At 64.4% G+C, this 16,803-nt stretch carries 13 protein-coding genes; 3 read left to right on the forward strand and 10 right to left on the reverse strand.

What is annotated here, in order from left to right:
- Nucleotides 1-2 precede the first annotated feature (2 nt).
- Genes LUU92_RS15445 through LUU92_RS15460 form a run of 4 tightly spaced genes read right to left on the reverse strand, consistent with a single transcriptional unit; the run spans nucleotide 3 to nucleotide 4,576 of the window.
- On the reverse strand, nucleotides 3-1,196 hold the full coding sequence (locus LUU92_RS15445) for a CaiB/BaiF CoA transferase family protein (protein ID WP_071487921.1): 1,194 nt from the start codon (nucleotides 1,194-1,196) through the stop codon (nucleotides 3-5).
- A gap of 9 nt (nucleotides 1,197-1,205) precedes the next feature.
- Nucleotides 1,206-2,555 (reverse strand): MmgE/PrpD family protein, encoded by a 1,350-nt coding sequence (locus LUU92_RS15450; RefSeq protein WP_257102233.1) that lies wholly within the window; start codon nucleotides 2,553-2,555, stop codon nucleotides 1,206-1,208.
- Between the two features lie 10 nt (nucleotides 2,556-2,565).
- The gene (locus LUU92_RS15455; RefSeq protein WP_257102234.1) at nucleotides 2,566-3,729 is read right to left on the reverse strand and encodes an acyl-CoA dehydrogenase family protein; all 1,164 of its coding nucleotides are present in this window, start codon (nucleotides 3,727-3,729) and stop codon (nucleotides 2,566-2,568) included.
- A 28-nt stretch (nucleotides 3,730-3,757) separates the two neighbouring features.
- Nucleotides 3,758-4,576 (reverse strand): HTD2 family dehydratase, encoded by an 819-nt coding sequence (locus tag LUU92_RS15460; protein WP_257102235.1) that lies wholly within the window; start codon nucleotides 4,574-4,576, stop codon nucleotides 3,758-3,760.
- Between the two features lie 131 nt (nucleotides 4,577-4,707).
- Between LUU92_RS15460 and LUU92_RS15465 the strand changes: the two genes are divergently transcribed.
- On the forward strand, nucleotides 4,708-5,607 hold the full coding sequence (locus tag LUU92_RS15465) for a LysR family transcriptional regulator (RefSeq protein ID WP_071487924.1): 900 nt from the start codon (nucleotides 4,708-4,710) through the stop codon (nucleotides 5,605-5,607).
- Here LUU92_RS15465 and LUU92_RS15470 read toward each other — a convergent pair.
- The 4 genes from LUU92_RS15470 to LUU92_RS15485 are packed head-to-tail and all read right to left on the reverse strand — an operon-like array spanning nucleotide 5,594 to nucleotide 11,810.
- Nucleotides 5,594-8,470, reverse strand: coding sequence for a bpX6 domain-containing protein (locus LUU92_RS15470; protein WP_257102236.1), 2,877 nt, complete (start codon nucleotides 8,468-8,470; stop codon nucleotides 5,594-5,596). The two genes, LUU92_RS15465 and LUU92_RS15470, sit on opposite strands and share 14 nt — an antisense overlap.
- On the reverse strand, nucleotides 8,463-10,259 hold the full coding sequence (locus tag LUU92_RS15475; RefSeq protein WP_071487926.1) for a hypothetical protein: 1,797 nt from the start codon (nucleotides 10,257-10,259) through the stop codon (nucleotides 8,463-8,465). Before LUU92_RS15475 ends, LUU92_RS15470 begins: the two co-directional genes overlap by 8 nt.
- The gene (locus LUU92_RS15480) at nucleotides 10,246-10,692 is read right to left on the reverse strand and encodes a bpX5 domain-containing protein (protein WP_083351457.1); all 447 of its coding nucleotides are present in this window, start codon (nucleotides 10,690-10,692) and stop codon (nucleotides 10,246-10,248) included. Before LUU92_RS15480 ends, LUU92_RS15475 begins: the two co-directional genes overlap by 14 nt.
- Nucleotides 10,689-11,810: an AAA family ATPase gene (locus tag LUU92_RS15485; protein ID WP_071487927.1), complete on the reverse strand. Its 1,122-nt coding sequence runs from the start codon at nucleotides 11,808-11,810 to the stop codon at nucleotides 10,689-10,691. The genes LUU92_RS15480 and LUU92_RS15485 overlap by 4 nt, the downstream gene beginning before the upstream one ends.
- A 207-nt stretch (nucleotides 11,811-12,017) precedes the next feature.
- Here LUU92_RS15485 and LUU92_RS15490 point away from each other — a divergent pair, with 207 nt between their 5' ends.
- Complete coding sequence (locus tag LUU92_RS15490) at nucleotides 12,018-13,832, forward strand: serine hydrolase domain-containing protein (protein WP_257102237.1); 1,815 nt, start codon at nucleotides 12,018-12,020, stop codon at nucleotides 13,830-13,832.
- A 17-nt stretch (nucleotides 13,833-13,849) separates the two neighbouring features.
- Nucleotides 13,850-14,641, forward strand: coding sequence for a MipA/OmpV family protein (locus LUU92_RS15495; RefSeq protein WP_257102238.1), 792 nt, complete (start codon nucleotides 13,850-13,852; stop codon nucleotides 14,639-14,641).
- A gap of 105 nt (nucleotides 14,642-14,746) precedes the next feature.
- On the opposite strand, the gene LUU92_RS15500 is transcribed toward LUU92_RS15495, so the two are convergent.
- Both LUU92_RS15500 and LUU92_RS15505 read right to left on the reverse strand, forming a co-directional pair.
- Entirely contained in the window at nucleotides 14,747-16,024 is a 1,278-nt protein-coding gene (locus LUU92_RS15500) for an ATP-binding protein (protein ID WP_222539580.1), read from the reverse strand.
- The gene (locus LUU92_RS15505) at nucleotides 16,025-16,732 is read right to left on the reverse strand and encodes a winged helix-turn-helix domain-containing protein (protein WP_071487930.1); all 708 of its coding nucleotides are present in this window, start codon (nucleotides 16,730-16,732) and stop codon (nucleotides 16,025-16,027) included.
- Nucleotides 16,733-16,803 lie beyond the last annotated feature (71 nt).

Here is a 16,803-nt window from a genome sequence, read left to right on the forward strand (position 1 = left end):
ATTCAGATAACGCCGCGCGCGCGCAGGCTGTCGATGGCATCGCCGGAGTAACCGAGCTGATCGAGAATGTCCTGGCTGTGTTGACCCAATGCCGGAACGCCGTCCATGCGTGGGGTGAACGCGGCATTGCGGGCCGGCGGCAACAGCGACGGCAGCGGACCGGCCGGGCTGTCGACTTCACGCCAGCTGTCGCGCGCCTTGAGTTGCGGGTGGTCCCACACGCCTTGCATATCGTTGACCCGGGCGCTGGCGATCTGCGCCTCCTCCAGGCGCTGGATCACCGCTTCCGCATCCAATTGCGCAAAGCGGTCGACGATGATCTGGCGCAACACTTCACGGTTGGCCGAGCGCTTGAAGTTGGCGCTGAAACGCTCGTCCGCCGCCAGTTCAGGCGTGAGCAGCACCTTGTCGCAAAACGCCGCCCATTCGCGCTCGTTCTGCAACCCCAGCATGACGGTGCCACCATCGCCAGTGGGGAACGGCCCATAGGGGTAGATCGTTGAGTGCGCAGCGCCGGCACGCGGTGGCTGCGGTGCGCCGTCGAAGGCGTAATACATCGGGTAGCCCATCCACTCCACCAGGCTTTCCAGCATGCTCACGTCGATGCGACTGCCCTTGCCGGTCTTGCCGCGCAGCAGCAGCGCCGAGAGGATGCCGCTGTAGGCGTACATGCCTGCCGAGATGTCGGCGATGGAACAACCAGCCTTGGCCATCTGGTCGTCGCCAGGGCCACCGGTCACCGAGAGAAAACCGCCTTCGCTCTGGATCAGCAGGTCGTAGGCCTTCTTTTTCTCGTACGGCCCGCCCTCGCCGTAGCCGGAAATATCGCAGACGATCAACCGTGGGAAACGCTCGTGCAGCGCCTCGAACGACAGGCCCATGCGCGCCGCCGCGCCGGGCGCCAGGTTCTGCACCAGCACATCGGCATCGGCCAGCAGGGTGCCGAGGATATCGCCTGCCTCGTCCTGCTTGAGGTCCAGGGTCAGGCTTTCCTTGGAACGGTTGGTCCACACGAAATGCGAGGCCAGGCCGCGCACGCGCTCGTCGTAGCCACGGGCAAAGTCGCCGGCGCCGGGGCGTTCGATCTTGATCACGCGGGCGCCCAGGTCTGCCAACTGGCGTGTGCAGAATGGCGCGGCAATCGCATGTTCCAGGCTGACAACGGTGATGCCGTCCAGCGGTCTCGGGTTAGTCATGACAGTTCCTCAGAGCCAGTGGGCCATGGACGTGGCGTTGCGCAAATCCCAGACCTTCTCGATCAGGGCGTTGGCCTGGGCCGGTGTGCGGGCGCCGCTGAACTGGCTCAGCCGCTGGAATTTATCCGCCAGTTCCGCGCGGCTCAGGGTGTTGCCCGGGTCGCCCTTGGGCTCGTCGATAGCACCGTGCAGCGTGCGACCCTCCACCGTGGTGACGGTGACGCGGCCGAGCCAGCGTTGCGGGTAGGCGCCGTCGACTTCGGGGTCGAGGGTCATGCTGACCTTGTCGCGAAAAGCCGAGACGGCTGGATCGGTCAATGCCAGCTCATGGAACTCGGTGAGACCGGCCTTGCCATGCACGCCAATCAAGCCCAGCACGGTGCCCATGGAGAACTTGGCCTGGTGCACGCTGGTCGGTACGTTCACGCGCCCCAGCACATCGATCGCGCCTTGATGCACGCGGGTTTCGACGCGGGCAATATCGGCGGCGGCGAGACGTTCGCGTTGCATCAGGTCCAGCAGCGCATCGGCGGCCGGATGGGTATGGCGGCACGAGGCGTGGAACTTGAACGAGGTTTCCAGCAGCGCCCAGCGACTGCCAAGGCCGGCGGACAACTTGCTCGGCTCGGCATCGCTGGACATGCCCGCCGCCAAGCCCTGGTCACCTTCCAGGATATTACGCGCCCCCGTCAGCCCATCCGCCGTCAGGTATGCGGCGAGCAACCCATCCGCTGCCGCCTTGGCGGTGTGCAGTTGTTTGGAGTCGGCGGCATCGCGCAGGAACTCCCACAAGCCGGCGGCCTGGGTGCCCGCGCTGCCGAGCAGGTTGATGAATTGTTCCTGGTTGAAATCCAGCAGCTTGCCCACCGCGACCGCCGCCGCCAACGTGCCGACGGTGGCCGTGGTGTGGAAGATGCGGTAATGGGAGCGCCCCATGAATTCGCCGATACGGATACCAGCCTCGTAGCCGGCCACCGAGGCCAGCAGCAAGTCGCGGCCGGATTTGCCCAGGTCCTGGGCGGCGGCCAGGGCAGCCGGAAACACCACGGTGGCCGGGTGCAACACGGAGCTGTTGTGCAGGTCATCCTGCTCCACCAGGTGCGACGAAGCACCGTTGACCAACGCGGCGAAGTAGGCGCTGCTGCTGGCGCCATTGACGATCACTTGCGCCGGGCCGCTGCTCGGCCCCATCTTCTGCGCATAACGCTCGAACAATGGAATCGGATGCGCGCCCTTGCTCGCCAGCGCCGAGGCCAGCCAGTCCAGGTACAGGTCTTCGGTGCGCGCCAGGACGTTTTCGGGCAACTGTGCGTAGTGCAGGTCTGCCAGGAAGCGACACAAGGCTTGGGTATGGCTCATGGTCGGGCCCTCAGAAGCTGCGTGGCAGTTCGAGCAAGTGCTCGGCCACATAGGACAGGATCAGGTTGGTGGAGATCGGCGCCACCTGGTACAGGCGCGTCTCGCGGAATTTGCGCTCCACGTCGTACTCGCAGGCAAAGCCGAAACCGCCGTGGGTTTGCAGGCAGGCATTGGCCGCCTCCCAGGACGCCTTGGCTGCCAGGTACTTGGCCATGTTGGCGCTGGCGCCGGCATGCTTGCCGCTGTCGTATTCCTCGCAGGCACGCCAGCGCATCAGGTCAGCCGCTTCGATCTCGATATGCGCTTCGGCAATCGGGAATTGCACGCCCTGGTTCTGCCCGATGGGCCGGCCAAACACCACGCGGTCACGGGCATACGCGCAGGCTTTTTCGATAAACCAGCGGCCGTCGCCGATGCATTCGGCGGCGATCAGCGTGCGTTCGGCGTTGAGGCCGTCGAGGATGTATTTGAAACCCTTGCCCTCTTCGCCGATCAGGCTGTCCAGCGGCAACTCCAGGTTGTCGAAGAACAGCTCGTTGGTCTCGTGGTTGACCATATTGGCGATGGGCTGCACGGTCAGGCCGTTGCCGATGGCTTCGCGCAGGTCCACCAGGAAGATCGACATGCCTTCGGATTTCTTCTTCACCTCGGCCAACGGCGTGGTGCGCGCCAGCAGGATCATCAGGTCGGAATGCTGGATCCGCGAGATCCACACCTTCTGGCCGTTGATCACGTACTTGTCGCCACGCTTGATCGCGGTGGTCTTGATCCTGGTGGTATCGGTGCCGGTGGTGGGCTCGGTCACGCCCATCGATTGCAGGCGCAATTCGCCGCTGGCCAGCTTGGGCAGGTAGAAGCGTTTCTGCGCTTCGCTGCCGTGCCGCAACAGGGTGAACATGTTGTACATCTGGCCGTGCACGGTGCCGGAGTTGCCGCCGCAGCGGTTCACTTCTTCAAGGATTACCGAAGCTTCGGCCAGGCCCAGACCGGAACCGCCGTATTCTTCGGGGATCATCGCCGACAGCCAGCCGGCGTCGGTCAGCGCCTTGACGAAGGCTTCGGGGAAGCCCTTCTCTTCATCGATCCGGCGCCAGTAAGCGGCATCGAATTCAGCGCACAAGGCGCGCACGCCGTCGCGGATGGCATTGAGTTCTTCGTTGTCATTCGGGTTCATCTGCGGCTCTCCGCCTGTTGTTCTTGGATTATTCGAAATGCACCTGGGCTTGCTGCGCCAGGCCATCGGTATTGCCGGCCCACAGTTGGGCTACGCCGGTCTCGGTGACGCGCCCGCCTACTTCAAAAGGTTGCGGCGCGATCAATGGGCGCACACCGCGATAGGCAAACCGGCGCAAGGTGGCGTCGGGACGGGCGCGGCAGAACGCACGCAGGCCCAGGGTGGCGATCAGCGGCCCGTGCACCACCAACCCCGAATAGCCTTCGGTGCCGGTGACATAGGGGTAGTCGTAGTGAATGCGGTGGCCGTTGAAGGTCACCGCGCTGTAGCGAAACAGCAGGGTCGGCGTGGGGTCGACGGTTTCGGACCACTCGCCCTGCTCCAGCGCCTCGCCGCTGCCCGATTTGGGCGGCGTGGGTTCGCGGTAGACGATGTCCTGTTCCTCGCGGATCGCCAGGCGGCCTTGCTGGGAGTAGTCGTGGCGCACGGTGACGAACAGCAGCGCGCCAGTGCGGCCGGTCTTTTCTTCGACCTGGGTGATGGTCGACACCCGGGTCGCCGCCTCACCGGCACGCAGGGCATGCAGGAACTCGATGCGCCCACCGGCCCACATGCGATTGCGATTGTCGGCTGGCGGCAGGAAGCCGCCACGGGCCGGATGACCGTCAGTGCCCAGGGCGGTTTCCGGCAGTGGGTCCTGGAAGAAACACCACTGCCACAGCGGCGGGATGTCTGCGCCGTCTTCGGGCACGGCTTCGCCGAAGGTAGCGGCAATACGCTTGAGCAGGTTATGGCTGAGGTGGTCGTGGGCGGTTTCGCTTCGGCCGATCCAATCGGTGGCGCTCATCGGGTGCAGGTCCTCGGGCAGTGAGTGTCTGCCCCGGATCATGCAAGGACGCACCCGTTCCGGGAATTTGCATTTCAATAAACCAGCGTTCGGTTATGCTGAACGCCGCCATCCTGTCCCGGGAGTCTTGCATGCACTTCGATCTGGCCGACCTGCGCCTGTTTATCCACATCGCCGAATCCCCCAGCCTGACCCAGGGCGCCAAGCGCGCGTTCCTCTCGCCGGCCGCCGCCAGTGCGCGGATCAAGGCCCTCGAAGGCCAACTCGACACCCGCCTGCTGTACCGCGACAGCCGTGGCGTGGAGATCACCCCGGCCGGGGAGCGCCTTCTGCACCATGCGCGGTTGATCATGCGCCAGGTGGATTACCTGAAAAGCGAGTTCACCCAATACGGCGTGGATTCGGCCGGGCATATCCGCATTTTTGCCAACACCACGGCGGTCACCGAATTCTTGCCAGAGGTGCTGGCGGGCTTCCTGTCCCAGCGCCCTGGCGTAACGGTGGACCTGCAAGAGCGCCTGTCCCGCGACATCGTGCGTGGTGTTCTGGATGGCACCAGCGACATGGGCATCATCGCCGGCCCCGTGGAAGCCTCGGGGTTGCAGGTGCTGCACTTCAGCACGGATAAACTGGTGCTGATGGTGCCGGTGGGGCATGCACTGGCGCAACAAACCTCAGTCACCCTGGAACAGACCCTCGCCTACCAGCACATCGGCCTGCATGAAGGCAGCACCTTGCTGAGCTTCTTGCGTGAACATGTCGAGCGACTGGGCAAACACTTGTCGCTGCGCATCCAGGTGTCGAGTTTCGAGGCGATCTGCCGCATGGTCGAAGCCGGCGTGGGCATCGGCATCATTCCCGAGTCCGCCGCTGTACGCCACAGCCGCACCATGCAACTGGTGGCGGTGAAGCTGGATGAGCCGTGGGCAATCCGCGAGCGCAGCATCCTGGTGCGGGAGCTGGAGGCGCTGCCCGGCACCATTCGGGCGTTGATTGCCACGTTGATGCCGGACTCGGTCAGTGCAAGCTGAGGTTACGCAGACGCGCACCGTCCACGGTGACATGGCTCAAACGCCCCTGGTCATCGAATAACAGCCAGCCGTCCTCGGTGCGACGGATGTTCACTTCGTAACGAGGCCAGTGCAGCACCGCACACAGGTGGTCACTGGCGCGATGGATAAAGTGCCAGCGCGTGTCGCGTTCACCAGCGATATAGCCGAACACCAACCACTGCGCGTCGAGGGCAACGCGCACCGGGTCGCCGTCGAAGAAACCTTCGTCACAGCCCGGCATGCGATACCCCTTGCGGTTGCCATTGACATCCAGGATCAGCGTCGGCTCTTCGTCATCGCGACACCTGATCCCGTACTCGATGGTTTGGTCGAGTGCACAGTACAGCGCGTGGCTCTCCTCCGACTGCGCGGATGCCGGATCGCGCCCGGCCAAGCGACGCTCAGGCAAGCGATAGTGCCAGCGTTCGACACCCTCGCGCGGGTTGTAGAGCCAGAGGAATTCATTATGTTCGTTGCTCTTGAGCGCGCGCAGCGCGCCCGGCAAGTCGCTGACATGCCACAGGGTCTGAAAGTTGCGGTCCACGTCCACCACGCGCAGTTGCCGGTCGTGACCGAGGGTCCAGGCGCTGCCGTCAAACTGCTCGGCGAATACATCCAACACCTGCACGCCCAGATCGGTGGCGGTACGGTTGACCAGGTCGAGCTTGCTGATGCGCCACACCCGGTCACGCCGGGCCAGCACCAGCGCCATCTGCCGACTGTGTGCCAGGACAATCCGCTGGGCCGGCACGGCGAAGTGGAACAGTGGCTGGCCGCTGGCATCCGTCACCATCGCACCGGCCTCGCCCAGCGCCACCAGGTAACGCTCGTCATCCAGCGCCACCGCGTCGTATATCGGTCGGCTGCCCTGGGTCGGGGCGGTCCACTCCAGCGCGTCGCCCACCCGTACCAACGAGCGCATGGCAGGCCGCTTGAGGGCCTGGCCAGGCAAGTCCGCCTGCAATAATTTATCGCGGCTCATCTTGACCAGCGCTTGCAGCTGATTGAAGTTCAGCCCGCCGCGACCAATGAGTTGGTCGGCGATCACCGCGTGCACGGTGGCACCGGCCAGCCAACTCAGGGCAGCGGCATCGGATTTGTGCGCCAACAGGGCGTGCGCCAGGGCATCACGCTCGGCGTATCGGTCGGGATCGTCACGCAACTGTTCGATCCACGGCCCATAAGCTTCCAGGGTCTGCGGCAGCAGAATCGCGCGTTTGACCAAGGCGCCCATCGCCAGCCGCCCACCGGCCGCTTCGGCATCCAGCAACCATTGCGCCGCGCGCGGGCGCTCATCCGGCAGGCTCCACACCACCTCGACGGCTTGCAGCCACAGGCCCTTGGCGATCAGCGATTCGGCCCACTCCAGGCGCAAACGCTCGGCAATCTGCGGCTGCCTGGCCTGGAGCAACACCACGGCATCGGCAAACGCATCGTCACGCCGTGCCACCAATAAGGCACGCTGCCAGTTCTCGGCCAGGCACAGCAAGCGCACGATGACCGCTGACGGCATGTCCCAGGCCAGGGCCAGGTCGGCAGCCTGTTGGTAACGTGCGTGTTTTTCCAGGTAGTCGAGGGCTTCCTGCCGCTCCTTGAGCAGTTCGGCGAGGACAAATACCGCTTCTTCGATCCGGTTTTCCCGGGCCAGGCGCTCGTAGGAGCGGCGATAGACCTCGCGCAGGTGCTCGGTCAGGCTTTGTTCGAAGTGATAGGCGCGGCCTGGCCCGCTCTGCTGGCTGAGGGTCAGGTCCTCGCGCCGCTGCGGCGTGCCGAAGTTCTGTTCAGCCTCCGGTTCCTGGCCTCCCAGAGGAATGGCATGGCGCAAGGCTTCGGCAAAATCACCGTCCTCGAACATCTCCAGCATGCGCTGCATGTAGGCGGCCTGGCGTTTGCCGTAGAGCCTGGACAATTTTGAACGCTCGGTCAGACGGGTCAGCCAACGGCGCCAGGCGGAGGGTTTATACCGAGCCGGTCTGGCCCGCTCGGCGATGCCCGGATCAGCCGGTGCTGAAGGCACGGCGCCGACGGGCCGCACGCCTCGACGCAGGTATTTGTTGATGCCCATCAACAAGGCAGTGAACACCGTTGCGCCTAGCAACATACCCAGGATCACGCGGCTGATGTCTTCAGTGGTCGAAGCAGGAATCGGCGTCAAGGGTTGGGATTGGCTGTGAATGGCCATCCAGATCAACCCGGCGACCAACGCCAGGGTAGCGCCCAGTTTCAACGCTGGGTACTGCGCGGGCGCCTCACTGGCCCATGGCTGGGCCGCCTTGGGAGGCGCTGCTTTCGGCGCTGGCAGTTGGCGCTCCAGCAATGCGCGGATCACGCCTTCCTGCTCGGGACTGACCGGCGCCAAGCCGCCAAGGATCTCACGCACATCGGTGATGTCCGGCACGGGCAGCAGCGGCACAACCGGCGCATGACAATCGAAGGTATCGAGTAAGGTGTAGGCACTGATCTCCAGCCACAACCCAGGTTCAAGGACCTCGGCGTCGCGCAGCTGCAAGGCGTGAACCTGGCTGCCGCGCACCAGCCACAAGTCGGCGGTGGGTAAAGCACGCAGCTCGTCAGCGGTCAGCCGTGCCGAACACAACCCACGCCCCTGGCGGACCAGCGGCCAGCCGGCAAGGGTCTGGCAATCCAGTGCGACGGGCGCGCTGAACTGCAACACATCTCCGTCGGCAAAACGGTAGGCAGCGGCACCCGTGCGCCAGTGTCCGAGGATCAGGCGAGCCCGCTCCTGCGTGGTGAAGCGGTCAGCAGGCAACCACACACCGTCGATGGACTGGTGGCCGGTCAGCAGCGGTCGGCGGATCAGCAGGGGTTCGTGCTCATGCATCGGCAGGCTCTTGTTTCAGGTCGCACATGACTTGCAGACGCATGTCGCGCTCGGTGACGTTGAACACCAGTAGTTCCCGGGCGGTGGTCAGCACCGCCACCAGCCCGCTCATGGGACAGAAGCTCGCACGGGCAATCGGTGCGGAGGTGGTGAACAGCGTCTGTTGCAGGCCTTCCGAGTACAGGCCGACGGTGTGCTGGTTCGGGCCCAGCAGTACCAGTGCATAGCACTCCTGCGCGGCCACGTGGTGATGCAGGCCGATAGCACTCCAGCCCGGCGCCAAATCGATCTGCGCCCTTTTCGCGGGGAAGCTGTCGTGGGTCACCAGGCGCCAACTCTGGCGGCCATCATGGTGAGTGAGTAATGCGCACCCGCCAAAGGTGTACTTCCAGTGGGCGGTGCTGGCGAACAGTACCTGGCTAACCCCGGCCGCTGCACCGACCGCATAGCCGGAACTGCGGACACCGGAGGCTGTTGCGGGGTACGCCACCAGTTGCCCGGCCTCGCTGCGGGCGTAGACCAACGACAAGGCATCCAGCTGCGCCAAGCCTATGACATTGTTGGTCACCGAGAAAAACGCGCCCCTCGGTCCATGACCGGGACGCTGCCAGTGGGCGAGTTGACCATTTGTATCGAGCACATACAGGCGTTCCGCTTGTTGGCCGCGCAGCCACACCGCGGGCAGCAAGGTCGCGGTGCCCGGTGGCAAGTGCAGCTCTTCGCGTGCAGGCTTGTTGGAGGAAACAAGGCCGGGGATATTCCAGAAGGTCAGGATCTGGCCATCACCGAGCACCGCACCGAGGCTGCGATAATTAAACGCGGCGGCAAACACATGCTGGTGCTTGCCCCACAGGCGACGGCGCACCTCCAGGGCTTTTTTCTGGTTTTTGTGCGGCAGCTTGATCACCGCCATGCCATGTTCGTCGAGCAGGCGCAGGGCGACATAGTTGCCTGAGCCGGAGATGACCGGTGGCAATGTCAAAGCCACCCGCGCCACCCGCCCGCTGGCGGTGGGCGCCGGGGTATGCGCGGCGTTTTCGAACTGGCCCTTGAGCAGGCGCACCGATTGTTGCTCGTCGGGCATGGGCAGCGACACGCGTCGTGACTGCAAGGCAAAAGACAGACTGCGTCCGTCCAGGTTGCGCGCAATCTGCACGCGGTGGGTGCAGGTCTTGGAATCGGTAGGCGGCAAGCGCTGGCCGACCACCCAGCACTCTCCCACCCGATGTTCGGCCAGGGCGTCACGCCAAGCCAGCCAATGGGTGTCGCTCACCACCTCATAGGTGCGGGCTTCGAGCAAGCGCTTGAGTTGCGCCGACGAGTCCAGCTCATGCAACACCGACGTGCCCTGCAGAATGCCCCAGCGCAATTGCGCCCCCGCCTCCTCGGCTCGCCGCGCCAGCAATATCAGCAGTGCCAGGTGTACCAGGCGCGCGGCGCCCAGTTGCAGGGGACCGGCGTCGAACAACACCACGATCAGGCGGTTCGCCGCCTGGGCGCGGTACTGTGGCGCGAGGAACATATGCTCGCCGCCGACCGCCCGGCGCAGGAACTCATCGGGCACTTCATCGGCCAGCAGCCATTCGCTGGACAGCAGCCGCTCATAGGGGCCGCGCCGGTGTAGGTCGCCCAGGCCGTCGGGCTCCGGCACACCGCCCTGGTGCAGGCCTCGCAGCGGTCCCAACAGGGGGTTGAGGCGGCCCAGCAGGTCGGCGAACACGGGTAACTGTTCCGGGGCAAACCATTCCAGCCAGTGCCGCCAGGGTTGCAGCGACTCAGGCAGTTGCATGGGTGACTCCCCAATAATCAGCGATACGTTGCACAAGGGCGGGCGAAACAGCCAGCAAGCGGTCCAGCGGGACCACGGCCGCAGGCTCATGCCACACCAGCAGTGGCGAACGCTTGAAGCGTGCTGAAAAGGCCTGGCCCAACAGGTCCTGGGGCACATCCGGCTCCCAACTGGTCGGCAACCAGAGGTGTGGCGCGCTGGCGCTGGGGGCCGCGTAAGCCACGCCGTCGACCCACGGCAGATCAGCCGTCGAGCCCGTCACCACCAGCACCTCACCGTTGGCCGTGGCGTGCAGACGCGCGGCGAGTCCAGCCTCCAGCAGCGCCAGGCGCCTGAGCATCCGGCGTGCCGCATCACCCCAGGCCACGGCGGCTTGCGCCTCGGCGGGTGCCTGGCGTGAGCGCCAGCGCCAAGAATGGGTCAACGCACTCATTCGGCAGGTGTCAGCAAACGTGTGAGTTGCCCCCGTGCCTGCTGCAACGGCTCGGGCATCGTCTGGCTGTTGAAGTTCGCATCAATTTCGCGCAACAACCCTTCGAGCGCCGTACTGGTCGGCGGTTCGCTGCGGGCGAGATAGTCTTCGGCGGTTTCCAGCAGGCGATTCAAGCGTGACATCGGCTGCAACGTGGCCTCTTCCACCGCGCTGAACAGATGGCTGTTGCTGGAGGCGGCAAACAAGTCGCGCAGCACTTCACGACCGTGTTGCTGGGTAGCCTGGGTTGGCAACACGTAAAGCAGCGGCCACAAGTCAGCGTCGCTGGCTTCGAGGCGGCCGCCGAGCAACGCGGCAGCGGCGATCAGGCGTTGGGATTTGACAATACGCCGGTCGGACAGCTGGATACCGGCTTCGCGCAAACGGCGAATGGCCTGGGCCAGTGCCGGGCGCACGACGCTCAAGTCGACGTGTTTCAAGGCCTGGCCGAGGGTGTCCAGTTGCGCTAGCCCGAGTAACTGCTGCACCGGGCGCTGCTCCGACTGCCAGCCACCGGCCAACATCGCCTCCAATTGGTTGTCCGGCACCGACTCGACAAACAGGTGCAACAGGAAACGGTCACCAAAGGCCGCCAGCGCGTCATCGTCCGGCAGGCCGTTGGCCGCGCCGACGCACACCCGCAGCGGGCATTGCACCTGGGTATGGCCACGGCGGAAACGCCGCTCGTTGAGTACGCCGAGCAAGGTATTGAGGATCGCGGTGGAGCCCAGGAAGACTTCGTCGAGAAACACGATGTCGGCTTCCGGCAGCATGCCGCTGACATCGGTTTCCACCGTGCCTTCGCGCAGCTTTTTCAGGTCGACCGCGCCAAACAGTTCGGACGGTTCGGTGAAGCGCCCGAGCAGGTACTCGAAATAGCGCCCGCCCATGGACTGCGCGACGCGCCGCACCACTGCGCTCTTGGCGGTGCCGGGTGGCCCGATCACCAGGATATGTTCCTGGGCCACCGCCGCCAGCACGATCAGTTCGGCCAATTGCTCGCGCCCCACCAAGCCTTCGGTTGCGGCACGTACAGCGTGGCGGATTTGCGCGGCAGCGCTTTGCAACTGAGCAATCATGGGCGTCTTCCCTGAAACCAAAGCGCTGAATCTTGCCTGAGGCCAAGGTAATAGCAAAGCGTTGTTACATGTTCTTGTAAGGAGTCAGCCGTGCTCATGGGCTGGTGCGTTAACACTCTTTGACAGTTTCTCGACAAAGCTGCCAAAGACCTCCGGGTGTGGCCTCCCTAGCATTCGAGCATCCAAACCACCTGCCGGGTGCTCTTCATGCTTCGCACATTGCGCGGTATTCCATTGCTCGGTTGCCTGCTGGGCAGCATCGGCTGCCATGGGCAAGCCTCTGCCCCGCCGCCGATCCCCAAGGGCGACTACAGCGCGATCATCCGCTACCTGCAAACCCGCATCCCTCGGGACATGGCCCACGCCAACGTGCCCGGTTTGTCGATTGCCCTGGTCAATGGCCAGGAGTTGATCTGGGCCCGTGGGTTCGGCTTGGCCGACAAAACACTGGGCGTGCCGGTGACGCCGAACACGGCGTTTCGCGCCGGTGCGATCTCCAAGCTGCTCACCGCCAGCGCCGCCCTGCAACTGGTTGAACAGCAGCGGCTGGCGCTGGATGCACCGATCCAACAGACGTTGCGCGAGTTCTATGTGCGCTCGCGTTTCCACACCGACCAGCAGGCCGCCGACAGCGACATCACCTTGCGCCGCCTGCTCAGCCATCAATCCGGCCTGCCCAGCGAGCACCTGCGCGACCTGCGCAACAGCTACGCCATGGGGCAGATGCCAATGCGCCTGTCCGGCGTCTGGCTGAGCACACCGCCCGGCACCCAGGTGGCCTATTCCAACCTGGGTTATGCACTGGTCGGCGCGGCGATCGAGCGCAGCAGCGGCAGAGCGTTCGAGGCCCAATTGCAACACAGCCTGCTCAAGCCGCTAGAGATGAACCAGGCGAGTTTTATCGGCACCGCCGCACAGGTGAGCTATCGCGCCCAGGGCTATCAGGACGGTATCGCCAGCACCGACGCGCAGGTGCGCGACCTGGCGGCCGGCGGCTTATGGGCCAGCCCCAAGGACCTCAGCCATTACGTGCAGATGCTGTTCGCCGAGGGTCTGTACAAGGGCAACCGGGTGATGAACCAGCGCTCCATCAATGACATGTTCACCCAGCAAAACACCGGCAACGCCCTGGACTTCGATTGCCGGATCGGCCTGGCCTGGTTTCTCGCACCGTGCGGTGACGAGCCGGTCGGGCCTGGGGTGCGCACCTATCAGCACAGCGGTGGCGGCGATGATTTCGCCGCGCAGTTGACCGTGCTGCCAGACCAGCAACTGGCGGTGATCATCATGGCCAATGACAGCAACGCCGAAGACCTGGTTGCCACGTTGGCCACCGACACCCTGCGCCTGATGCTCCAGGCGCAGACCGGCGAGCCGGTGTGCAGCGAAGATTGCCAGGCGCCCCGTCACGGGCTCAAGCTGCGCCAGGTGCCGGCCGCCGTCGACCGCCAGCGCCTGTCCGGGTTTTACGCCACCGCCTGGGGCGTGTTCCGCATCCGGGACGACGCCGGTCGGCTGCGTGGCGAACTGGCCGGCTACGACTTCGAGCTGCTGCGTGACGACCACGGCTGGCTGCGCGCGCAGAAGAAAGTCCTGGGGTTCTGGCTCAAGGACCTCGGCGAACTCGGCCGCGTGCAGTTGGATGTGATCACCGTGCAGGGCCGGCAGATGCTCACCGCGCGCAGCCACGGCCAGCGCATCGCCATCGGCGAACGCATCGACCCGCCACCCTTGCCCATGGCCTGGGCCGACACCGTCGGCACCTACCAAGTGCTCAACACCCACGAGCCCGATGCGCCGTTGAGCGGCATCAGCGTGCGCCTGGAAGAAGGTTTCCTGGTGATTCGCGGCCAACTGCACGACGAGCCGCTGACCGACTACATCCTGCTGCCCGTGGACAACGCCCATGCCGTGCTCGCCGGCAACGGCTATGGCCTGGGCGACACCGTCAGCCGCCAGGTCAACGGCCTGAGCGCCTCGGGCTACTCCTTCAAACGTACCCATCCACCCTTGAGTTTCTGACCGACATGAAAACCCTGATGAACCCCAAAAACCTCTGCCTGTCCCTCACCTCGTTGTGTTTGCTGGCAGGCGCCGACGCTGCACTGGCCGAGGACTGGACCTACAGCCTCAAAGCCGGCGTGGCCAATCTGCCGCGCTACAGCGGCAGTGACGAGCGCATGACTGCCCCGGTGTTCGGCGGCGCCATTGTCAGCCCCTGGGGAATTTTCCTCGATACCGACAAGGGCCTGGGCTGGGGCTACGAAGGCAACGCCTTGAGTTTCAGTGCGTATGTCGGCGCCAGCGCATCGCGCAAGGACAAGAACGAATCCCTGCACTTGGGCTCCAAGCGCCTCAAGGGCATGGGCGAAATCAAGTCACGCCCGCAACTGGGCGTGAGTGCCCACTACAATCTCGGCGGCGCCATTGTCGGCGCGACCCTGGAACATGCCCTCAAGGAAGATGACCACAAGGACAGCGGCAAGGCGTTCACCCATCTGGAATTGAGTCTGGGCACCACGCTGTACGAGGGGCGTTATGGCTCCGTCGATGCCAGCATCAACAGCCACTTTGGCGACCGGGACTATATGCAGACCTGGTACGGCGTCACCACCGGCCAAGCCGCGCGCAGCCGCTTCAAGGCCTACAAGGCCGGTGCCGGCAATATCAGCAATGGCCTGAACTTGGCCTGGAGCCTGCCGATCAGCGAGCACACCGAGTTCTCGACCTTGCTGGATGTGCAGTACCTGGCGGATGAAGCGGGCAAGAGTCCGATTGTGGAGCGGCGCTTGCAGACGTCGGTGATGGGCGTGCTGGAATACACGTTCTGATTGGATAGGTGGGAGGGGACTTGCCCCCGATGGCGGTGCATCAGTCCATATCGCTATCGGGGGCAAGCCCCCTCCCACACTTGATCTCCATTGAATGTAAAAGCGCTATTCGGCGTAGGCCCAGGTCATCCGGAACGACGCGCCGCCCCATTCCGAATCCTGCACTTGCACCTGGCCGCCGTGCCACTGCGATACCCGCTGCACCAGTGCCAGGCCCAGGCCGAAGCCACCGGTACGACGGTCGCGGCTGTCGTCCAGGCGCATGAAGGGCTGGAAGATCTTCGAGCGGCCTTCCTCCGGCACACCAGGGCCGTCGTCACACACCCGCACTTCATAGCCGCTGCCGAACTTGACCAGCGACACTTCCACACGCCGCTCGGCATACCGAATGGCATTGCGCAGCAAGTTGATCACCGCCCGCGCCATAAAACGCGGTTCGATCTGGATGTAGTCCACTTCGCAGGTGCGCAACGACAACTGGATACCGGCGGCTTCGGCCTCCAGCGCCACGCTGCCGATCACACTGTCGAGCCAGCTGTGGGCCTCGATGCGCTCGCGGGTGACCTGGGTGGCGCCGCGCTCCAGGCTGGCGTAGGTGAGCAGTTCGGAGACCATTTCTTCCAGCTCGCCCAGGTCGGCATACATGTCGGAGATCAGTTCGCCGCGCAGACGCGGGTCGATTTGTTGCTTGAGCTGGTCGAGTTCGAACGACAGGCGCGCAATCGGCGTGCGCAGCTCGTGGGACACGGCGTTGGTCAGTTCGCGCTGGTTGGCGATCAGGCTTTCAATGCGTTCGGCCATCTGATTGAAGTGCCCCGCCAGCTCGCGCACGGTGGAACGGCGCGGCAGCAGGATGCGTGAACCGAGGTCGTTGTCACCGAAGCGTTGTGCGGCCAGGCGAATATGCTCCAGGTCGCGCCAGTGCGGGCGCACCCAGAAATACAGCACGATCGCCAGGCACACCCCGAGAAAACCATAGGCCCACAGGTAGAGCCACTTGGGCTCTTCCGGCAGTTTGATTTCCAGCAACTGCGGGCCACCGTCAATGCTGGCGAGGAACTCCATGAAATCACCGCGCACCACCAGCAAGTCAGCGGCCAGCAGTTGTGTCTCGCGCTCGGTGAGCGCCTGGGTGTCCTTCTGGACCAATTTCAAGTGCAGCCCATAATGGGGCTGCAACTCGGCCAGCCGGGCCTGGCGTTGGTCGGCGCCGAGCGGACGCAGTTGCTCTACCAGGGCATACGCCGGGCCGCGCAAGGCTTCGCGGTTATAGGTTTCGTTGGCTTCGGGCAGCAGCTCGTCGAAGGTGTAGTTGACCAGCCAGATCGCCCCCGCCAGACCGAGGGCCAGGATCACATACAGGCGCAGAAACAGCCGCAGCATTTAAGCCTCCCACGCGAACGGGTTGAACAGGTAGCCCTTGCCCCAGATGGTCTTGATGCACACCGGTTCACGGGGGTTGTCGTTGAGCTTGCTGCGCAGTTTGCTGATGTACACGTCGACGCTACGGTTGAGGCCGTCGAACGCGATACCGCGCATGCGGTTGAGGATGTCATCGCGGGACAGGATCGTGCCTGAGTTGCTGGCCAGCAGCCATAACAGCTCGAATTCCATGGTGGTCAGATCGATCTTGTCATCCCCCAGGCTGACCCCCCGGCAACTGCGATCGATGGCCAACCGCCCGAACGCCAGGGCACCGCGCACCGTCGGCTCCGGGGCCTGGCGCCGTTGCAGGGCACGCAGGCGCGCCAGCAGCACGGGCGGCTTGATCGGCTTGATCACATAATCGTCGGCACCGGACTCCAGGCCCAGGATGTGGTCCAGGTCATCTTCCTTGGCCGTGAGGATCACAATCGGCGTGTCAGACACCGTGCGGATCCCACGGCACACATGCAGGCCACTCTGGCCAGGCAGCATCAGGTCCAGCACGACGATCTTCGGCTTGAACGCCAGGAACGCTGCAAGGGCCTCATCGCCCCGGTGCTCCACGCGCACCTCGAAGCCATGCTGCTCCAGGAAGTGCGCGATCAGCCCCGCGAGTTTTTCGTCGTCTTCAACGAGCAAGACCTTGCCCAGCCCCAGGTTTTCCATAAGTTCTCAGTGTGCAGACGCAGATTGAAGAGCGGGCATTATAAGTGGCAAGCTGCCCAACTTAAGCAACT

The sequence above is a fragment of the Pseudomonas extremorientalis genome, from assembly GCF_024584605.1.
GTDB lineage: Bacteria > Pseudomonadota > Gammaproteobacteria > Pseudomonadales > Pseudomonadaceae > Aquipseudomonas > Aquipseudomonas extremorientalis.

Bases quoted from the DNA above. Each gene is read 5' to 3' on its own strand.
- LUU92_RS15445 (WP_071487921.1), bottom strand. From the start codon at position 1,196: ATGACTAACCCGAGACCGCTGGACGGCATCACCGTTGTCAGCCTGGAA.
- LUU92_RS15450 (WP_257102233.1), bottom strand. From the start codon at position 2,555: ATGAGCCATACCCAAGCCTTGTGTCGCTTCCTGGCAGACCTGCACTAC.
- LUU92_RS15455 (WP_257102234.1), bottom strand. From the start codon at position 3,729: ATGAACCCGAATGACAACGAAGAACTCAATGCCATCCGCGACGGCGTG.
- LUU92_RS15460 (WP_257102235.1), bottom strand. From the start codon at position 4,576: ATGAGCGCCACCGATTGGATCGGCCGAAGCGAAACCGCCCACGACCAC.
- LUU92_RS15465 (WP_071487924.1), top strand. From the start codon at position 4,708: ATGCACTTCGATCTGGCCGACCTGCGCCTGTTTATCCACATCGCCGAA.
- LUU92_RS15470 (WP_257102236.1), bottom strand. From the start codon at position 8,470: ATGCATGAGCACGAACCCCTGCTGATCCGCCGACCGCTGCTGACCGGC.
- LUU92_RS15475 (WP_071487926.1), bottom strand. From the start codon at position 10,259: ATGCAACTGCCTGAGTCGCTGCAACCCTGGCGGCACTGGCTGGAATGG.
- LUU92_RS15480 (WP_083351457.1), bottom strand. From the start codon at position 10,692: ATGAGTGCGTTGACCCATTCTTGGCGCTGGCGCTCACGCCAGGCACCC.
- LUU92_RS15485 (WP_071487927.1), bottom strand. From the start codon at position 11,810: ATGATTGCTCAGTTGCAAAGCGCTGCCGCGCAAATCCGCCACGCTGTA.
- LUU92_RS15490 (WP_257102237.1), top strand. From the start codon at position 12,018: ATGCTTCGCACATTGCGCGGTATTCCATTGCTCGGTTGCCTGCTGGGC.
- LUU92_RS15495 (WP_257102238.1), top strand. From the start codon at position 13,850: ATGAACCCCAAAAACCTCTGCCTGTCCCTCACCTCGTTGTGTTTGCTG.
- LUU92_RS15500 (WP_222539580.1), bottom strand. From the start codon at position 16,024: ATGCTGCGGCTGTTTCTGCGCCTGTATGTGATCCTGGCCCTCGGTCTG.
- LUU92_RS15505 (WP_071487930.1), bottom strand. From the start codon at position 16,732: ATGGAAAACCTGGGGCTGGGCAAGGTCTTGCTCGTTGAAGACGACGAA.